At 68.9% G+C, this 17473-nt stretch carries 14 protein-coding genes and 3 pseudogenes; 13 read left to right on the forward strand and 4 right to left on the reverse strand.

Annotated features, from left to right (window positions below):
• The first annotated feature begins 300 nt into the window (after positions 1–300).
• The 7 genes and pseudogenes from ACIBNA_RS40345 to ACIBNA_RS40375 all read left to right on the forward strand — a co-directional run.
• Positions 301–837, forward strand: coding sequence for a hypothetical protein (locus ACIBNA_RS40345; RefSeq protein ID WP_399170281.1), 537 nt, complete (start codon positions 301–303; stop codon positions 835–837).
• 93 nt (positions 838–930) lie between these two features.
• Positions 931–1353, forward strand: a complete 423-nt coding sequence (locus ACIBNA_RS40350) for a nuclear transport factor 2 family protein (protein ID WP_244205163.1) — start codon at positions 931–933, stop codon at positions 1351–1353.
• 53 nt (positions 1354–1406) lie between these two features.
• Complete coding sequence (locus ACIBNA_RS40355) at positions 1407–2072, forward strand: YceI family protein (RefSeq protein ID WP_399170282.1); 666 nt, start codon at positions 1407–1409, stop codon at positions 2070–2072.
• A 369-nt stretch (positions 2073–2441) separates the two neighbouring features.
• Entirely contained in the window at positions 2442–3410 is a 969-nt protein-coding gene (locus tag ACIBNA_RS40360; protein ID WP_399170283.1) for a recombinase family protein, read from the forward strand.
• A gap of 92 nt (positions 3411–3502) precedes the next feature.
• Positions 3503–4981 (forward strand): annotated as a pseudogene (locus ACIBNA_RS40365) (glycosyl hydrolase family 95 catalytic domain-containing protein); the annotation flags it as partial.
• Between the two features lie 12 nt (positions 4982–4993).
• Positions 4994–5368 (forward strand): glycoside hydrolase family 95-like protein, encoded by a 375-nt coding sequence (locus ACIBNA_RS40370; RefSeq protein WP_399170322.1) that lies wholly within the window; start codon positions 4994–4996, stop codon positions 5366–5368.
• A gap of 35 nt (positions 5369–5403) precedes the next feature.
• A pseudogene (locus ACIBNA_RS40375) lies at positions 5404–5728 on the forward strand (CHAT domain-containing protein); the annotation flags it as partial.
• A gap of 122 nt (positions 5729–5850) precedes the next feature.
• Here ACIBNA_RS40375 and ACIBNA_RS40380 read toward each other — a convergent pair.
• Both ACIBNA_RS40380 and ACIBNA_RS40385 read right to left on the reverse strand, forming a co-directional pair.
• Positions 5851–6873: a LacI family DNA-binding transcriptional regulator gene (locus ACIBNA_RS40380; RefSeq protein WP_399170284.1), complete on the reverse strand. Its 1023-nt coding sequence runs from the start codon at positions 6871–6873 to the stop codon at positions 5851–5853.
• Positions 6874–6950: 77 nt separating this feature from the next.
• Positions 6951–7609: pseudogene (locus ACIBNA_RS40385) on the reverse strand (ATP-binding cassette domain-containing protein); the annotation flags it as partial.
• Positions 7610–7908: 299 nt separating this feature from the next.
• Here ACIBNA_RS40385 and ACIBNA_RS40390 point away from each other — a divergent pair.
• The 3 genes from ACIBNA_RS40390 to ACIBNA_RS40400 all read left to right on the forward strand — a co-directional run bounded on the left by ACIBNA_RS40390 (position 7909) and on the right by ACIBNA_RS40400 (position 11531).
• Positions 7909–9621: a PHP domain-containing protein gene (locus tag ACIBNA_RS40390; protein WP_399170286.1), complete on the forward strand. Its 1713-nt coding sequence runs from the start codon at positions 7909–7911 to the stop codon at positions 9619–9621.
• Positions 9618–10241: a hypothetical protein gene (locus tag ACIBNA_RS40395; RefSeq protein WP_399170287.1), complete on the forward strand. Its 624-nt coding sequence runs from the start codon at positions 9618–9620 to the stop codon at positions 10239–10241. Before ACIBNA_RS40390 ends, ACIBNA_RS40395 begins: the two co-directional genes overlap by 4 nt.
• A gap of 474 nt (positions 10242–10715) precedes the next feature.
• Entirely contained in the window at positions 10716–11531 is an 816-nt protein-coding gene (locus tag ACIBNA_RS40400; protein WP_399170288.1) for an oxidoreductase, read from the forward strand.
• 256 nt (positions 11532–11787) lie between these two features.
• Here the strand turns inward: ACIBNA_RS40400 and ACIBNA_RS40405 are convergent, their stop codons facing one another.
• The gene (locus ACIBNA_RS40405; protein ID WP_399170289.1) at positions 11788–13629 is read right to left on the reverse strand and encodes a glycoside hydrolase family 15 protein; all 1842 of its coding nucleotides are present in this window, start codon (positions 13627–13629) and stop codon (positions 11788–11790) included.
• Between the two features lie 223 nt (positions 13630–13852).
• On the opposite strand from ACIBNA_RS40405, the gene ACIBNA_RS40410 reads away from it, so the two are divergent.
• Positions 13853–14500, forward strand: a complete 648-nt coding sequence (locus ACIBNA_RS40410; protein ID WP_399170290.1) for a PadR family transcriptional regulator — start codon at positions 13853–13855, stop codon at positions 14498–14500.
• 142 nt (positions 14501–14642) lie between these two features.
• On the forward strand, positions 14643–15569 hold the full coding sequence (locus ACIBNA_RS40415) for a universal stress protein (protein ID WP_399170291.1): 927 nt from the start codon (positions 14643–14645) through the stop codon (positions 15567–15569).
• A gap of 456 nt (positions 15570–16025) precedes the next feature.
• Here the strand turns inward: ACIBNA_RS40415 and ACIBNA_RS40420 are convergent, their stop codons facing one another.
• Positions 16026–16322 (reverse strand): hypothetical protein, encoded by a 297-nt coding sequence (locus tag ACIBNA_RS40420; RefSeq protein WP_399170292.1) that lies wholly within the window; start codon positions 16320–16322, stop codon positions 16026–16028.
• 315 nt (positions 16323–16637) lie between these two features.
• Between ACIBNA_RS40420 and ACIBNA_RS40425 the strand changes: the two genes are divergently transcribed.
• Positions 16638–17450 carry an esterase/lipase family protein gene (locus ACIBNA_RS40425; protein ID WP_399170294.1) on the forward strand — a complete coding sequence of 271 codons (813 nt, stop codon included), beginning with the start codon at positions 16638–16640 and terminating at the stop codon, positions 17448–17450.
• Positions 17451–17473 lie beyond the last annotated feature (23 nt).

The following is a 17473-nucleotide window of genomic DNA, read 5'->3' on the forward strand; positions in this document are numbered from 1 at the left end:
TGGTTGGTTGTTTTTGTTTTTTTTGGGGCGGTCGGGCGCTTTTGTTTTTTTCGCCCTTTCGGTTCCCCAACCCCCCCCCGGTGTTTTTGCGGGCCCCCCCCCCCCCCCCCCCCCCCCGGGGGCTGTGTTGTCGAACCGCTGAGACGAACACATCACCCAGCGAGCACGTCGGCGCTCAACTCGTCGGCGTACCTGCCGGGTGCTCCAGGGCCGGCGGCGAGGTCGGCCCTCCGGCGCCCGCTTGACCGGCAACGCCCACCAGGGGCAGAAACTGCTTGAGCAAATGAGGAGGTTTCCATCATGGTCACCAGAAGACTGGGATCCGTCGGCGTGCATGACAGGGAACGGACGAACAACAACACACGAGCGTCGCTCACAAGACTCTTCTCCATTTCGCTGGTCACCGCTTTGGTCGGCGTCTTTGCCGTAAGTAGCGCAGACGCCGATACCCCGGAAAGGCGACAAGTCGAGGTCCTCGAACTCAAGGTTCAGAACGATCAGTACGCGTATACCGATCTCGACCCGAAAGGGCCGAGCCTGGGTGATACGCACGTCTACTCCGGCACCGCGATAAAGGACGGCCGCAGTGTCGGACGCGGGGGCGGGTCGTGCCAGGTCATCCACATCAAGGGCGACGAACTCACGACCCAGTGCCTGATCACGATGGAACTTAAGCGCGGCTCTCTGACGATGCAGTCGCTCTGGGTGAGCGGAACGAGCTCGCTCGACATGGCGATCACCGGCGGTACGGGGGACTTCCGTGAAGCGCGGGGCACCGTTCGCTACTGGGACATCGCAACGCCGAAAGAGAGGGTGCGGGCCGAAATTCTGCGCTGATAGGTGAAGCGTAATCCGCAGAGCGGAGCGTGTGAGAAGCCAAGGTTCCACCACGAAAGGGAAGGTGAGGTCGCGATGCCTACGCAACGCGAGATGGACGAAGCCGAGATTCGCCGGCAAGTCGACATGATCGCCCAGGGACTCCAGGCCAAGGATCCCGGGGGCCTGAAGAATCTGTACGCAACGGACATCGTGTCCTTCGACATCGAGCCGCCGCTCCAGAGTGTGGGGATGGAGGCGAAACTCAAGAACTGGGCGCCCGTGTTCGCGTTCTTCGAGAGCGTGACCTACGACGTTCGCGAGCTGACCCTCACCGTGGGCGATGACGTGGCCTTCGGGCACGCTTTTGCTCGTCTCAGCGGCACGCTGAAGGACGGGACGGCGATGAGCGGTATGTGGGTCAGGGTCACGTACTGCTTCCGGAAGATCGACGGGACCTGGCTGATCACGCACGACCAGGTCTCGGTGCCGCTCGACATCGCGAGCGGCAAAGGAGCGGTCGACCTCGAGCCCTGACAGATCACGGGAGTTCGAGCAATACCAGGCAACTGTCCGCGACGACCGACGTCTTGGGCCCCAAGCGCCGGCGGGCGCGCCGCTCGCGATGGATCACGGGCACCAACCCCGACCCACCATCCCCCTCGCCGCGCTGCCGCGGCCGCACAACCATAGAGGAAGCCATGAACGAAACCATGAACAGCGCTCCCGCGACCGAGATTCCGGGCTATCTGGCCGGCACGTGGAAGGCCGACCCGGCGCACTCCGAGATCGCCTTCTCAGTCCGCCTCCTCGGGATCAGCAAGACGCGGGGCCGTTTCACCACCCACGACGTCACGCTCGTCACGGACAAGAACCCACTGCGCTCGTCGGTCACCGCGACGATCGACCTCGCATCCATCGACACCGGCAACGAAAAGCGAGACAGCCACCTCCACGCCGCCGAATACCTCGACGTCGACACGTACCCGGCGATGAGCTACCGCTCGACCGGCATCCGCCAGACCGTCGACGGTTGGGCCGTCGACGGTGAGCTGACCTTGCACGGCGTCACACGGCAGGTGCCGCTGACCCTCAAGGTGAACGCCTTCAGCTCGGACCAGCGGGATGGACAGCGGGCCAGCTTCTCCGCGACCGCAGAGATCAACCGGCGCGACTTCGGCATCAACGCCGGTGGCGTCGCGCTCAGCAACAAGGTGTCGATCAGCCTCGAAATCCAGGCCGTTCTCCACAAGTGACCCGCCCAGGACGGGCGGCCAGGCCCCCATCCACCGATCGTGCATTGTCCCGATTCCGCAGTTCGACCGAGCGGGATCGGGACACTCCCCGCCACCCTTCACACGTGGACACGTGGAATCACCATGCCCACCTGGACCAGGTCGCCGTCGCCCTCGACCAGCAGTAATGGCAGCACACGAACCCGGCCGGAGGCGAGTCCTGCACGCGCCGGAACGCCAACCCCTTCTCACAAACGACCCTTTCCCGGAGCATGATCGAAAACGGTCGGCAAAAGCGGTCCGGATCGCGGATTCACTGTCACAACTCGGTCTCACTCAAAAGTGGCATCAGGCATGTTCTGGGAAATGTTTGTGACCGTATCCGGGGTCATGACGGACCCTCACACCGCACTCGTGTCCGAAGCGGACGACATCGAGCGCCGCCCCTGCCCACGCTGTAACGCATCGTCGGGTTCACCCTGCCGCTCGCGCTCCGGCGCGGTCGCCGGGACTTACCACACTGGCCGCTTCACCAAGGTGCCCCGGCTCGCGAAGCTCCTGCGCGTGCCGACCCCCGCCGACCGCGGCCCCGGCCAACCCTGGCGGCCCGGCATCCCGGCGCCGGCGCCCGTCGACCCGGACACCCCGAGCGCGGACATCCGCATCGGGTACGCGCGGTGCTCCAGCCTCACCCAGGAACTCCAGTCCCAGCTCGACGCGCTCGCCGGACACGGCATCCCGAGAGACAAAATCTTCAGCGAGAAGATCAGCACCCGGGTGCGGGTGCGCCCACAGTTCGAGGCCGCGCTCGCCGCCGCGAGGGAGATCAAGGCCCACGCCCCGCACTGCCGGGTAATTTTCACAGTGAACGAGATGAAGAGGCTGGGGCGCGATGCCGCAGAGCTGACCGCGCTCGCCGATCACCTCACCGCCCACGGCCTGGTGCTGGAGATGCTCGCCGGTCCCCTCCAGGGGATGTACGACCCCAGCGGACCGGGACGCCTGCTGTTCGGGTTCTTCGCGGCGATGGCCGAGACCGAGCGGGAGAACATCCGGGAGTCCACCCTCGAAGGACTGGACGCCGCAGCCCGCAAGGGCAACCACGGCGGCCGGCCGCCGGTCATCACCGACGACATGCTGCACACCGTGCTCCGACGCCGCGCGAACGGCGAGAGCGTCGAGGACATCCAGCCCGACCTGCTCATCCCCACCGGCAAGCGCAAGGGACAGAACCCCAGCCTCTCCAGCATCTACCGGGCGCTGGCCGAGCACGAGAAGACCCAGGCGTACCCGGAGGCCGTCGAAGCGGCGCACGCCGACTTCGCCGCCCTCCAACAGCGCGACCGCAGCCCCAAGTAGTTACTCAGCGCTACACGCCACCTGGCCGTAGCTATACGAGAACAGGGCCAAATCCGAGCAGATCAGGGCTTCAAGATCATCCCATTGCCCCTTTGGCGCGTATCTCGGTCACACCCCTAACCGCGTCATCGCCCGACCGGATCACCATCGCGATCGACGGAACGACGCAAACCCGTGAGGGCATCAAGGGACAGGTACGGTTCCGGGCCCTGACCCGGCGCCCACGCCGCGGGCGGGACCGTCACCAGCGACAACGGGACCCTCGAAATCACCGGAGCCGACGCCGTCACCCTGCTGATCTCGATCGGCACCAGCTACACCAACTACCAGGACCCGACGGGCGACTCGCCAGGGCCGCCACCGCGCTCAACGCCGCGTCGGGCGTCCCGTATGCCCGGCTGCTGAGACGTCACGTCGCCGATTACCAGGAGCTGTTCCGGCGGGTGGAGCTCGACTTCGGCAGGACCGATGCCGCGACGCTGCCCACCGACGAACGCGTGACGAGATTCGCCACCGCCACCGACCCTCACCTGGTGGCCCTGCACTTCCAGTACGGGCGCTATCTGCTGATCTCCTCATCGCGGCCGGGAACCCAGCCCGCCAACCTCCTGGGAATCTGGAACGACTCGCTCAGTCCGCCCTGGGACTCGAAGTACACGATCAACATCAACACGGAGATGAACTACTGGCCCGCACCCGTCACCAACCTCATGGAGTGCTGGGAGCCGGTCTTCGACATGCTCGGGGACCTGGCCGATGCCGGTGCGAGAACCGCCGAGGTGCAATACGGAGCCGGCGGCTGGGTCACCCATCACAACACCGACGCCTGGCGCGGCACAGCCCCGGTGGACGGCGCGTTCTGGGGCATGTGGCAAACCGGGGGAGCCTGGCTGTCGATCAGCATCTGGGAGCACTATCTCTTCACCGGCGACAAGCAGGAGCTGCGTCGCCGCTATCCGGTACTGCGCGGCGCGGTGCGGTTCTTCCTCGACACCCTGGTCACCGATCCGGGAACCGGGCACCTCGTCACCTGCCCCGCGGTTTCCCCGGAGAACGCCCACCACCCGGACGTGTCCGTGTGCGCCGGGCCGACCATGGACAACCAGATCCTGCGCGACCTCTTCGACGGATTCGTCAAGGCATCGCAGTTGCTCGACGAGGACCGTGCCATGCGGAACGCGGTCCGGGCCGCACGCGGGAAGCTGCCGCCCATGAAAGTCGGTGCCCAGAGGCAGTTGCAGGAGTGGTCGGAGGACTGGGACGCCACCGCGCCCGAGCAGGAACATCGGCACGTCTCCCACCTGTACGGTCTGCACCCCAGCAACCAGATCACCAAACGGGACACCCCCGACCTGTTCGCAGCGGCCCTCAGGACACTGGAGTAGCGCGGAGACGCGGGTACCGGGTGGTCGCTCGCCTGGAAGATCAACTTCTGGGCGCGGCTGGAGGACGGCGCACGCTCCTACAAGCTGCTGGCCGATCTGCTCACCCCCGAGCGCACCGCGCCGAACCTCTTCGATCTGCATCCGCCGTTCCAGATCGACGGCAACTTCGGGGCGACGGCGGGCGTTGCGGAGTGGCTGCTGCAGTCCCATGCGGGTGAGCTGCATCTGCTGCCCGCGCTGCCTCCGGCGTTGGCGAACGGACGGGTGCGCGGTCTGCTCGCGCGCGGCGGCTTCGAGGTGGATCTGGAGTGGCGCGAGGGCGCGTTGGTGGGTGGTGAATTGCGTTCCCGCTCGGGTAATCGGGTGCTCGTGCGGTCTGCGACCCGGTTGAAGGTGACCGCGCACGGGCACCCCGTCCGGGTACGGCACCCGGAGCCGGGAGTGCTCGAATTCGAGACACGGACCGAGACGAGGTACCGCCTGACGGCCATTGGTTCGCCCACTTCTCAATCGAAGCCGAAGCGACCGAGCGGATCGGCGCCGCACCGTAGGGGCGCAACGAGTTCCGGATGACCGGACGCAAGGGCCACCGCAGGGGGTTGCTGCTCAGCGCGTCGCCATCGCCGAGTAGCCGGCCGCGCGCGGGAGACCGAGCTGCCGCCCGATGGCCGGCGGGTGCCGGTGCACGGGCAGGGGCTGGCGACCGGCGGCTCGGAGGTGCCTGAACTCGCCGACCGGTACGGCTCGGCGACCGTCTTGGAGCACGCGGACGCGCGCGTGGCGCGGGTGGTGGAGGAACTGGATGGGGCCGCGCTGGCCCATACCGCGGCGCACGGCGCCTTCCGAGCGGACAGCCCGCTGTTCTTCTCGCTGCGGATGGCCGACGGGCCGCTCATCCTCCATGACTTCGAGTGGCTGGAGCGCGGCTCGTACTTCCCCAGGTCAGCGATGTGGTCGAGTTCATATGCCGAATCTGGACGTTGCCGGTTCAGCCCGGCACCGATCGTTCGCTGTCGGTCTTCTGTGAGGCCCTCGAAAGCGAGGCTGCAAGCCGCCTACGGCTTGGGCGCCCGTTGCTCCCCCGAGCCCCGGACGATCAGCCGGGTGGGGACGGTGATGGTGCGCGCCCGGGAGCGGTCGCCGTCGAGGCGGGCCAGGGCGGTGGCCGCGGCGCTGCGGCCGAGTTCTTCGGGGTTCTGCGCGACGACGGTCAGTGCCGGTTCGAGTGCCTCGGCGAGTGAGACGTCGTCGAAGGCGACGACTGCTACGTCCTTGCGCTTGCTGCGCGCGAGTTCGGCGACGATGCCGAGCGCCGTGATGTTGTTTCCGGCGAACAGGGCGGTGGGGGGATCGGCCAGTTCGAGGAGTTGGGCGGTCGCGGCCTCGGCGCCTGGCTGGTCGTGGGCGTTGGCGACGAGCGAGCGGTCGTAGGGGAGGTCGGCTTCTTGCAGGGCCGCGCGGTATCCGGCGAGGCGTTCGCGGCGGGTGTACAGCTTGACGGGCAGGTCGCCGACGAATCCGATGCGGCGGTGCCCGTGGGCGATGAGGTGGGCGACGCCTTCTTTGGCCCCGGCACGGTTGGAGCTGACGATGCTGTCCGTGGGCAGGCCGACTCCCGGGCGGTCGAGGAAGACGATGGGCAGCCCCGCCGTGCGGTGGGACTTGAGGTGGGAGTGGTCGGCACCGACGGACGGCACGACGATGAGGATGCTGACGCGACGGGCGAGGAACTTGTCCGTCAGGGCGCGTTCGCGGTCGGGGTCGTCCGCGGACGACCCCATGAGCAGGGTCAGTCCGCGTTCGCGGACCGTGTCCTCGATGGCGCGGGCCACGACTCCGAAGAACAGGTTGCCGAGGTCGGGGATGACCAGTCCGATGGTGGTGTCCGGACCGCCGACGCGCATGTTGCGTGCCATGAGGTTCGGCTGGAAGCCCAGCTTGGCCACCGCGGCGAGTACCTGTTCCCGCGTCTGCGCCGAGACGGGACCGTCCTCGTTGAGGACGCGCGAGACCGTCTTGGCGCTGACGCCGACTTCTCGTGCGACGTCGGCAAGGGTGGGGCGGCGGCTCGCTGCCATGGAGTAAACCGTCTCCTGAGTGCTCTCGGGCTCCGGCCGCGGCCTCGGCCGGAACATGCGAGAGCGGGGTTGCGCTGTCAAGTGGCCTGGACTCCGGCGGCTTTCGCTGCCGCGGAATCCGATACGACAGTATCTCCGGCCTCGTCGACGCTGAGCGCGCCGGTCATGATGGCGACGACCTCCGCCATGGAGTAGTCGGAAGGCTTGATCACGGCGGCGCGCCGGCCCAGCCGGTGGATGTGGATCCGGTCGGCGATCTCGAAGACGTGCGGCATGTTGTGGCTGATCAGGACGACCGGCATGCCCTTGTCGCGGACGCGGCGGATGAGGTCGAGGACCTGTCCGGACTCCTTGGCGCCGAGGGCGGCGGTGGGTTCGTCCATGACGACGACACTGCGGGCCCCGGCCAGGGGCCGGGCGACCGCGACGGCTGCGGCTGTCCGCCGGAGAGCGTCTCGACCGACTGGGGCAGCGAGCACAGCCGGATCTTCAGGTCGGCCATGTGCTCGGCGGCCTCCTGGCGCATGCGCTTCTTGTCGAGCATGCGGAAGGCGCTGCCGAGGATGCCGGGGCGGCGCAGTTCGCGGTCGAGGAACATGTTGGAGGCGATGTCCATGGAGGCGGCCACGGCCAGGTCCTGATAGACCGCCCCGATGCCGTGGGCGTGTGCGCTCTGCGGGCCGGAGAAGGTGATGGGTTCACCTTTCAGGCGTATCTCGCCCGCGTCGGGTACCACCGGCTGCCGGGCGGCGTGGTCGAGCCAGTCACGCACCGCCGGTACGGCGGACAGGTGGACGGAATTCGGCCACCCGGTGGAGGCCGACGCTCCGCCATGCTGGCCAGCCAGGACGAACCTCAGCGGAAGCCAGGGAGAAGACATGAATGTGCGGTCCTCATGCCCTTGTGCTTGCTCTGGCTGCACATCCGGCGTTCTTCGCCTCAGCATCACCTGGACTCCCGCTGTTCACTGGGGCTTTTCACACTCTGCACATCCGTCCCGAGCACGTATGTGTCTGCCCTTCGCGGGAGTTGAACATGAGCCACGGCCATAGACACGACCACGGCCACCACCATCACCACGGCAGCGAGGACGCCTCGTCTCTGCCTCCGGCTCTCGACACGTCCGTCCCGGACGAGGAGTTGACGCCGAGCCAGCTATCGCGGAGGTTCATGCTGCGGCGCACCGGCCTTCTCGGAGCGGGGCTTGCGGTGGGCAGCGTGCTCGGTGGCGCGGGGGAGGCAACCGCGTCGACCGGCCAGATGCCCGCAGCGCACGGCTCGCATTCCGGCGGGTACCTGTGGCTGGCCGGCGACCACCACATCCACACCCAGTACAGCAACGACGGCAAGTACCGCGTCGTCGACCAGGTCCGCCATGGTGCCCGGTACGGCATGGACTGGCTGGTGATCACCGACCACGGCAACGCCACCCACTCCAGGATCGGCGTGGAGAAGGTCAACCCGGACATCCGCGAGGCCCGAGCCGCGTACGAGGACACCCTCGTCTTCCAGGGCCTGGAGTGGAACATCCCGGGCGCCGAGCACGGCACGGTCTTCGTGCACCCCGGCAAGAACGAGGTCTTTGTCCTCAAGCAGTTCGAGACCGACTACGACGGCAGCGTCAAGGACGCCGGCGCCTCGACGCCCGCCAACGAGGCGCTCGCCATCGCGGGCCTGAACTTCCTCGCCGAGCAAATCCAGCGCCGCAAGGTCAAGGACGCGCTGATGCTCGCCAACCACCCGGCGCGGCGCGGTGTCGACTCCCCGCACGAGATACGGGCCTGGCGCGACGCCACCGACCCGAAGCACCGGATCGCGGTCGGCATGGAGGGCGCGCCCGGCCACCAGGCCGCAGGCATCCCCGCGCCGCTCGGGATGGGCCGGGCCCGCGGCATCTACGACAACAACCCCAGCGCCAACTCCTTCGCCGGCTACCCGCTGGAGAGTTACCGCACATGGGGCGGCTTCGACTGGATGACCTCCACCGTCGGTGGCCTGTGGGACAGCCTCCTGGCCGAGGGCAAACCGTGGTGGATCACCGCCAACTCCGACTCGCACCAGGTCTACGCCGACACCGCGGTGCGAGGCGGCCCGGACAGCGACTACACCGCCAACGGCAAGCACACCGACCCGGTCTACAGCGGCAAGATCGACCTCACCCAGGGCGATTACTGGCCGGGCTACTACAGCCGTACCCACGTCGGCGCGACCTCCTTCTCGTACAAGGCGGTCATGGACGGCATCCGCGCCGGTCGAGTCTGGGTGGACCACGGCGGCCTCATCAGCGGCCTGGGCGCCCAGCTGCGCTCCGGAAGCCGCGCGGTCACCCTGGGCGGTGCGCTGCACGTGCGCCGCGGCAGCAACGTCGACCTCGTCGTCGAGATCAGCCTCGCCAACGGGCCCAACTGGGCGCAGTTCGTGCCCACCTTGGCCCGCGTGGACGTCATCCAGGGCGATGTGACGGGCCCCGTGTCCGACAAGGACGCGTTCACCACGCCGGACACGAAGGTCGTCAAGTCCTTCGAGGTGAACAAGTCCACCGGAACCGTCCGCCTGACGTACTCCCTGGGCCGCGTGGAAAAGCCGGTGTACGTGCGGCTGCGCGGCACCGACGGCAACCGCACCGCCGTCGGCCCGATGGGCGCCGCGGTCGACCCGGCCGGGCCTGCCCTCGACGTCGTCGGCGACGCCGACCCGTGGAAGGACCTGTGGTTCTACTCCAACCCCATGTGGGTCCTGCCCGCATGACCGCACCGCACGATGTGCCCGGCGTCCACACCGTCATCGGCCTGGACGCCGGGATCGCGAACCTGCGCGACGCCGACCACCTCATCCACCATCTGATGGGCAGCCTCGGCCTCCCGTCGGGCACGATCGCCTGCACCCACCTGATCCGCACCGACGCACACCGGGGCACGGCCGTTTCCCTCGCCCTGCCCGACAGCGACGTGGCCGAGATGACGTGGGCGCGCCTCGCCGAACTGGCGGGGCCGACGGTGAGCGCGGTCCTGGGGGATCGCGAGTGCGGCCCCGAACAAGCCACCCGCACGGCAGCACTGGCCGCCACGGAACACGCCCGCCGACAGGGCGGACGGGCCGTGGTCTTTCCCGGCGCCGACCGCCTCACCGGCATCGTCACCGTGACCGACGTGCTCGGCCTGACCGCCATCGACCGGATCATCGTGGTCGGGCAGCCGTCGACGAACGGCCAGGGACCCGATCCCGTGACCCTCGTGCTCACCCGAGACCACGTACGACCCGAGTGGCGAGACGGTCAGCTCACCCTCGCCCTGGTCCCCGGCCCCGGTGGCGCACTCGCACCGTTCGAAGTGCCCAACCCCACCCCCTGCTGCGCCGATCACGCCTGACGGCCTTGCCTTGCCGGGCACCCGGCAGGGGAGGAGGCCTGGCGGAATGTCGACCTGGTCCGCCGTCTTGTGGGCCGGCGCGTTGGAATCCACCAGGCTTTCTCCCCCCCTGAGCCGCGACTGTCTCCAAGGGCGCCTGATCATCGCGAGGCCGAGGAGCCTCTCCGCGACAGGGTCCGGGATCCCGGGCTGGGGGCGTTTCCTGGGCAGTCCTCATGTGTGTCTGGTGCCTGGGCCGGCATGACCCGGCTCGGCACGGCGCACTGCTGCCGTTGTCGCCGTAGCAGCCGAAAGGCGCCTGGCGGGGCGCGGGCCCGCAGGGCCCTCTTCGGGCGAGACGCCGCAGGTGCCGCGAAGTCCCGCGCTGTACGGCTCACAGCGTATGGGCGGACGCGTCCGGTGGGCTTGCGCATGGAAACCGATCGGTTTACGATGAGTGGAAACCGATCAGTTTCCATGAGTCAGGAATCCATGATGACGACGAACAGGCCGGTGGCACTCGTGACGGGTGCGTCATCCGGCATCGGGAAGGAAACCGCGCTCGCGCTGGTCGCGGCGGGTTTCGGCGTGGCCGGTACAAGCCGCGACACCTCACGCGTCACCCCGCTCGACGGTGTGTCGTTCCTCGACCTCGACGTGGCCAGTGACGCCTCGGTCACCACCGCGGTCCAGCAGGTGATCGAGCGGTTCGGGCGAATCGACGTCCTCGTCAACAACGCCGGCGTCGGCTCGATGGGTGCGGCCGAGGAAACCTCCGTCGCGCAGGCCCAGGGCGTCTTCGACACCAACGTCTTCGGGGTCATGCGCATGGTGAACGAGGTCCTGCCGTACATGCGCGCCCAGGGACGCGGGCGCATCATCAACATCTCGTCCGTGCTCGGGTTCCTGCCTCAGCCCTACATGGCCGTCTACGCCGCCTCCAAGCATGCGATCGAGGGCTACACCGAGTCCCTGGACCACGAGGTCCGAGAGCACGGCGTCCGGGCGCTCATCGTCCAACCCGCCTACACCAGGACCGGATTCGAGGCCAACAGCGCGAAGCCCGACACGCCCATGCAGGCCTACGCGAAGCAACGGCACACGGCCGACCGCGTGATGGCCGAGGCGGTCAGGAACGGCGATGCCCCCACCGTCGTCGCCAAGGCGATCGTCGCGGCAGCGACCGACGCGAGGCCGAAGCTGCGCTACACCGCCGGCCCCATGGCCGGACGCGCGAGCACACTGCGCCGAGTCGCTCCCGCCCGGGCCTTCGACAAGCAGATCCGCAAGATGAACCGGCTGGCCGGCTGACACCCGCCGGCGCCCAAGCACACCCGCAAGATAAAGACCGGGAGTTCTGGCCGAGCCCCTGGAGCCCAAGACGGTCACCGACAGCCAGACAGGGGACACATCGATGCAGCCGGCCGCCGGGCGTTAGGTCGTGTCCGCAATGTCAGGGGAGCCAAAGTCGCAGGCAGGCGAGGGTGACCGTGGCTTGGCACTCACGGGGGGCGATGACTGCCGACGAGCCGGGGCGCCGCGGAAGACCAGGAGAAGGAGTGCTGCCTCACTGAAACCACGCGTGGGTGGAGAGTTCCGGGCGTACGCCGCGTTCGGCGCGGGCGAGGACGACGGCGCTGGAAAGCAGGCCGACGTGGCTGAGTGCCTGAGGGAAGTTGCCGAGGAAGGAGCGGTCTGCGGGGTCGATCTGTTCGGCGAACAGGCCGAGCGGGCTGGCGTAGGAGCACAGTGTGTCGAACAGCTCCGAGGCTTCGTCGACGCGGCCTTGGCCCGCGAGGTTGTCCACGAGCCAGAAACTGCCCAGCAGGAAGGCGCCCTCCGGTTCGTTGAGTCCGTCGGGTGATTCCTGCGGCAGGTAGCGGTACAGCAGACCGTCGCCCGCGCCGAGGCGTTCGGTGATCGCCTGCGTGGTGGCGACCATGCGCGGGTGATCGGCGGGCAGAACACGTCGCAGGGGGAGGGCGAGCAGGGAGGCATCGAGTCCTCCTCGTTCACCGAGGTGCTCGGTGAACGAGTTCATGCGCTCGTCCCACGCGTCGTGGATGATCCGTCCGGCGAGATAGCGGGCTTCTGCCGCCCACGTGTTGGCGTCGCCCGGAAGATTGAGGCGGGTGGCGAGCCGTGCGGCGCGGTCGAGGGCAACTTGGCACATCGCCGCCGAGTACGTGAACGGGCGTCCGTGGGTGCGCACTTCCCAGATGCCGTGATCCGGTGTCCGCCAAGCCGTGCGAGCCTGCTCGGCCAGGCCGGACAGGCGGTGCCACAACCCGGTGCGCAACGGTCGGCCGGTGGCCGCCCATTGGAAGGCGCAGTCGAGGAGTTCTCCGTAGACGTCGTGCTGGATCTGTTCGGCGGCGGCGTTTCCCCACCGCACGGGTGCGGAGCGGCGGTAGCCCTCCAGTTCGTCGTCGATCACCTCCGGTGGCGGAGGCCGGCCGTCCACGTCGTACAGCACGCGCAGTCGCCCGTCCCGCCAGGCGGCGGTCAGCGCCCACTGCAGGAATCCTCCGGCTTCGTCGGGAAGCCCGATCCGGCGCAGGGCGAAGACGGTGTATGCGGCGTCGCGGATCCATGCGTACCGGTAGTCCCAGTTCCGGTCGCCGCCGATGCGCTCGGGCAGAGAGGAGGTCGGGGCGGCGACGATGGCGCCGTTCTCGACGTAGTCCAGGAGCTTGAGTGTGATGGCCGAGCGGCGGACCAGATCCGCGCGGGGAGGGTCGTCCACCACGAAGGCCGACCACCGGCGCCACGCTCGTACGGTGTTGTCGAGGCGCTGGGAGACCGGTCGTCCTGGGACGGCGTCCCGTTGGTCACTCCAGCGCAGACGGATCCAGAGGTCTTCGCCGTGGCTCAGAGGCAGGGTGCACCGAGGGCCGGGCAGTGGCCGGGAGGCGGTCAGGTAGAGCTTCAGTGACTGCTGGGGGCAGGTCAGTCGCCATCCCGCGGTCTGACGCTCGGCTTGGGTTTCACCACGTGGCTGCACCAGCACACGCAGATCGACTGATCCTCGTGTGACACGCGCGTGCCGGACAAGTTCTCCCGCGCCGACCGGGGCGTCCACCTCCAGTTGGGCGTCTGGCCGGAGAAGGAATGCGTCGGTGACTTCCACGACTCCGGTGTCCGTGCGCAGGTCTGTCACGAGGACGCCGGTGTCCTCGACGTAGTGCTGGCGGCTCAGCCGCAGCCCGTCCGGAGTGAGCAGGAAGGATCCGCCGCGGTGGCGGTCGAGCAGTGAGCAGAACAGGGGCGGGGCGTCGAACCGGGGGACGCACATGAAGCTGATGGCGCCGTCGCGGCCGACCAGGGCGCAGCCGCGACCGTCGCCGATCAGACCGTGGTCCTTGATCGGCAGGTAGTCCTGCGGTGGCACTGGCGACCACACGTTCATGCGTGACCCTGTACCCACCGGAGGCGGGCCGGATCGCTCGCAGGGTTGCGTGGGCGGGCCGGCCGGTCCAGGAGGCGGGCGCCGAGTGCGGCGGTCCGCAGGATGTACCGCTGGTCGGGATCGGTGGCGACGTGGCCGGTGTGTCGCCGGATCGTGGGACCTGAGCGCCGGCGCACCGGCCGCAGGCCGTCCGGGGAGCCACCCCTTTGCCAGAGGGGCGACGATGTCAAGGGAACCGGTGCTCACCACCACCTCCTACGCGATCCTCGGCCTGCTCGCAGTGCGCCCGTGGAGCACCTACGAACTCGCCCGGCAGATGGACCGCAGCCTCGGCCGCATCCGGCCCCGCGCCCAGAGCAAGATCTACGAGGAACCCAAGAAGGTCGTCCGCCGCGGCCTGGCCCAGGCCGCGCGCGAGTCCGTGGGCCGTCGGCCCCGCACCGTCTACACCATCACCCCTGAGGGCCGGGCCGCGCTCGCCGACTGGCTCCACGAGCCCGGCGCAGGCCCCGTCCTGGAGTCCGAACAACTCCTGAAGGTCTTCTTCGCCGAGTCCGGCACCAAGGCCGACACCCTCGCCACCCTCCGCGCGGCCCGCGCCTGGGCCGCCGAACGCAACGAGGACAACCTCGCCGCCGCGCGCGCCTACCTCTCGGGCCACGCACCGTTCCCCGAGCGGGCTGCGCAGAACACGCTCGTCGGTCGCTTCCTCACCGACTACTACCGGCTGGTCGCCACCTGGGCCGATTGGGCCACCACCCTCGTCCAGGACTGGCCCGACGACCCCGCAGCGCGGCTGCGCACCCTGACGAGATCGCAGAAACAGTCAGGCGGGCCCAGTGGAGCGAGAAAGCCGCAGGCGGCCCTCTGACGCCGACACAGCCGCCGCACCGCACTCGGCGGGCAGTGACTGACTGTGCCGACCCGCCCGGTTCCACCCCCGATCAGCAACGGGCTCAAGGCCCGGGCTCGGGTACAGCGACCTTTGCCGGAGTGGGGAAAGGCGCGAGAAAATGAGGGCATCGTCCTGGCACGTGCTGAAGGTGGTGGGAACGATGACGCTGCCCCTGGTCGTGGGCGTCGACGGGTCAGAGGCCGGCCTGTGGGCGGCCGACTGGGCCACGGACGAGGCGGCCCGGCACGGCCTGGATCTGCGCATCGTGCACGCCTGCCTGTGGGAGCGCTACGAAGGCCCCGTCTTCCCGCAGTCCGCCGAGGTGCCCTCCGAGCACGCCCTGGCCCAGGGCATCGTCGACCGGGCGGCCGAACGGGCTCGGCAGCGCAACCCGAATGTGAAGATCACGGTCGACATCGTCCCCGAGGAGGCCGAGGCGGCGCTGCTGCGGGAGGCGCGGCACGCCGCCGCCGTCGTGACCGGATGCCGGGGCCGAGGACCGATCAGGGGAGCGCTGCTGGGTTCGGTCAGTCGCTCCCTGGCCACGCATGCCGCCGGCCCGGTGGTCGTGGTACGAGGCGCCCCGCAGAATCGGCAGGGGGCCAATGGCCGCATCGTGGTCGGCGTGGGCGATGCCACGACCAGCACGGCGGCGATCCGGTTCGCGTTCCGCGAAGCCGAAGCACGGCGCTGCGCGCTGGACGTCGTACGCGCCTGGCGCCGCCCTGCCCACCGGCCCCTGGCGCATCCGCTGTTCGCCGGGGACCCCGACCACCACTACGAGGATCAGGCAGCGACCCTGCTCGACGACGCCCTGCGCGCCCCGGAAAGCGAACACCCGGACCTACCGGTGCACCGGGTCACCGTCGAGGGCACGGCCCACCACGTCCTGCTCACGCACTCGGTCACGGCCGACCTGCTCGTCCTCGGCGCCCCTCGACGCCAAGGGCCGCTCTCACTGCCCCTCGGCCGCGTGGCACACGCGGCGCTCCAGCACGCCGACTGCCCGGTCGCGGTGGTGCCGCAACGCACAGCCGCATCCTGAACCAGTCCAGGCCGTGAACTGGGCCATTGGTGTGATGACGGCTCGACGGCGTTTTCGCCGGTCTTGATTGTGCGTTGTCCAGTGTGTGGAACTTCCTGGTGGTGATGCGGTTGCGTCCGCGGCGCCTGCTTGGAGCTCGTTGTTCGTGCCGAGAATCGAACGACGCGCTGAGCAGGCTGGGTTGCCGTTGAGCATCAGCCCCGGCGCCTGCACGTTGCTGCGTGATCAGCTTGTCGAGGTGATCACCTGCGTGCGCTCGCAGGCCTCGTTGGTGGAACAGGTGGCCTGGGTGGGCGATAGTCCGTTCACTGAAGCGGAGGATGCCGAGGCCAGGAGCAGCGGCGCCCGGCAGCCTGTTGGGCCCTACGGAACAACCAGTACCGGGGGCACACGTAAGGAACCGTGACGTCGCCGAGGCGGCGGTACGGTCGGACGACCGTGCCCGTTCATCTACAGCTATCGCTGGGGGACGGCGAGTTCACGGCCGTGGTAGAAGCCCTCCCGCTCCTCGACGACGTAGGGAGCCATGGCCGCGCGCCGCTGCTTCTCCGGTTCGGAGTCCCGCCAGGAGTCGCAGTCCTCCTTGGAGTCCCAGAACGACACCCCGGTGATCTCCTGTCCGTCCTCGGACCAGTAGGCGAAGGCACGGCGCAGGCCCTGTGGGTAGGGATCGGGACGCCATGCCGTCTCGAACTGCTCCAGGGCGCCCGGCCGAAGGCGGCGTGTCGTTACCCAGACGAAGTGCTCAGCCATCGCAGCCTCCTCCACAACGACAAGTCGCTTCTGCGGCCCTCCTAAGACCACCGTAGGGCCGAGGCGCCGCTTGCGCCTGCGCGGCTGTCGCTGCTCTGCTGTGGTTCCGGACCGTGCTGCCCTGGGGCGAGGACTCCTCGAATGGCATCTGTGACCGGGAGCGTCCACAGTGAACCGTAGCGGCGGACCAGATCCGACTTACGCAACGTTTCCCATGGTGATCTTCCCGTCCAGCTCTTCCGTCAGGAAGGACGGGAACGGTTCTTGCAGGGAAGGTGAACGGCTACGGGCATTCCTTTCAGGCCGCAACTGACCGTGCCGGGACTGTCACCGGCGCGCGGCATAGGCATCGAGGCGAGCCGGGCGGTGATACGTCTGGCCCGGCTCCCGCTCGACATGACCGCGGAGGGCGTCGGGCAGCTGACCGGGTTGCTGGGCCGTGCCATGCACGGGCGGCCGACGGGCCCGGGTGACCCGCTCCCCGCCGATGCGGGGGTTCCTGTGCTGTTGGTGCATGGGCTGGCCGACGGGGCATCGGTCGTCCCGCCGCTGGAGCGTGAGCTGCGCGCCGACGGCGTGGGCCCCTTCATCCCGGTCGCCTGCAACGCGTTCGGATCGGACATCCGTACGGCGGCCCGGTCGCTGGGCCGCCAGGTCGAGCAGGTGTGTGCCCGCGGTGGGGGGCGGGCGGTGGTCGTGATCGGGTACAGCCTGGGCGGGCTGATCGCCCGCTACTACGTGCAGCGGCTCGGCGGCGATGCGCACGTGCCACTGGTGATCACACTGGCGACGCCGCACGGTGGGACCGCCACCGCCATGCTGGCCCCGGCCCATCCGCTGCTGCGCCAGCTACGCCCGGGAAGCGGGCTCCTGGCCGAACTCGCCGAACCGGCCGCGGGATGCCGCACCCGGTTCGTGGCCTTCCACAGCGACCTGGACGAGGCAGTCATCCCCGCCGCCAGGGGGCGCATCGACCATCCGGACCTCAAGGCCCGCAACGTGCTGGTACCGGGCGTCGGCCATCTGACGCTGCCCCTTCACCGGCCGGTCATCGACGAGATGCGCGCGCTGCTGGCCGCGGCCCAGGTCATGATCGCCGGATGTCCCCCGGACGGCGACTCTCCATAACTGCTGGGGGCATGGGCCTGGCG

The sequence above is a fragment of the Streptomyces sp. NPDC050164 genome (assembly GCF_044459945.1).
In the GTDB taxonomy this organism is placed as follows: domain Bacteria; phylum Actinomycetota; class Actinomycetes; order Streptomycetales; family Streptomycetaceae; genus Streptomyces; species Streptomyces coeruleorubidus_A.